We start from the raw sequence: 1935 nt of genomic DNA, 5'->3' as shown, positions 1-1935 counted from the left end.
ACTGTAACCATCAAAGACGGTAACGGTAACACCACTACTACCATCGTTAAAGACGGTGCAACTGGTGCGAAAGGTGAAGCTGGTAATGCTGGTGCAACTGGTGCCGATGGTAAGAATGCCAAGGCCGATGTTAAAGACAATGGCGACGGTACTCATACAGTGACCATCGTTGACGGTGACGGTAAAACTACTACCACTATCGTTAAAGACGGTAAGAACGCTGAAGCCGAAGTTAAAGACAATGGTGACGGTACTCACACTGTAACCATCAAAGACGGTAACGGTAATACCACTACTACCATCGTTAAAGACGGTGCAACTGGCGCTGCTGGTGCCAAAGGTGATACCGGTGCAGACGGTAAGAACGCTAAAGCTGACGTTAAAGACAACGGCAACGGCACTCATACCGTAACCATCACTGATGGCGAAGGTAAAACCACAACCACTATCGTTAAAGACGGTGTAGACGGTAAGAATGCCAAAGCTGAAGTTAAAGACAACGGCAATGGTACTCACACTGTAACCATCACTGATGGCGAAGGTAACACCACTACTACCATCGTTAAAGATGGTGCAACTGGTGCTGCTGGTGCCAAAGGTGATACCGGTGCAGACGGTAAGAATGCTAAAGCTGAAGTTAAAGACAATGGCAACGGCACTCACACTGTAACCATCACTGATGGCGAAGGTAAAACCACTACTACCATCGTTAAAGACGGTGTAGACGGTAAGAATGCTAAAGCCGAAGTTAAAGACAACGGCAATGGTACTCACACTGTAACCATCACCGATGGCGAAGGTAACACCACTACTACTATCGTTAAAGACGGTGCAACTGGCGCCAAAGGTGATACCGGTGCAGATGGTAAGAATGCTGAAGCCGAAGTTAAAGACAACGGTGACGGTACTCACACTGTAACCATCAAAGACGGTAACGGTAACACTACTACTACTGTCGTTAAAGATGGTGCAACCGGTGCCGACGGTAAGAACGCTGAAGCTGAAGTTAAAGACAACGGTGACGGTACTCACACTGTAACCATCAAAGATGGTAACGGTAACACTACTACTACTGTTGTTAAAGACGGTGCTAAAGGTGATACTGGTGCTAAAGGTGATACCGGTGAAAACGGTAAGTCTGCTGAAGGTAAAGTTGAGCGTGATGAAGCTAAAGGTACTTCTACCATCACTATCAACAACTTCGATAAAGACGGTAAAGTCATCTCTACTACTACTGCAACCGTGAAAGATGGTAAAGACGGTAAAGATGGTAAAGATGCTGACGGCACCTTCGGTCTGGTTGATGAGACTGGTACTACTGACGGCTCTATCTCCAAAAAACTGAATAACACTATTCAGATTAAAGGTGATGCGGGTACTAAAGTTCAAGTATTCGACAAAGCAACCGGTAAGACTTCAGAGAAAGAAGTTCAAAACATCTTCGTTAAGAAAGACGGCGATGCGCTGAAAGTCAGCTTGAACCCTGATCTGACCGTTAACAGTGTTACTACTAACGAACTGAAAGCAGGTCCTGTAACCATCAACCAAGGTGGTATCGATGCCGGCAACACTACTATTAAAAATGTTGCTCCAGGTAAGAACGGTACCGATGCGGTTAACGTTGACCAGCTGAACCAAAAATTCGGCGATGTGAACAGCAATGTGAACAAGGTTGACAACAACGCCCGCGCAGGTGTGGCTCAAGCCTTGGCTACTGCCGGTCTGCCACAAGCCTACTTGCCAGGTAAGAGCATGTTGGCTATCGGTGGCGGTCACTACCGCGGTGAAACCGGTTACGCTGTCGGCTTCTCTAGCATCTCCGATGGTGGTAACTGGATCATCAAAGGTACTGCTTCCGGCAACTCACGTGGTCACTTCGGTGCTACCGCAGCAGTTGGTTACCAATGGTAATCTGACTTTCAGACGGCCTGAAAA

At 47.1% G+C, this 1935-nt stretch carries 1 protein-coding gene; it reads left to right on the top strand.

Annotation, left to right across the window (positions count from 1 at the left end; genetic code table 11):
* Positions 1–1911 (top strand): YadA family autotransporter adhesin (locus tag ACTHS3_RS12095; RefSeq protein WP_440368049.1); only part of this gene is annotated, 1911 nt, incomplete at its 5' end.
* Positions 1912–1935 lie beyond the last annotated feature (24 nt).

Source organism: Neisseria sp. P0009.S007, assembly GCF_051962515.1.
This window is presented reverse-complemented; position numbering and strand designations above follow the sequence as displayed.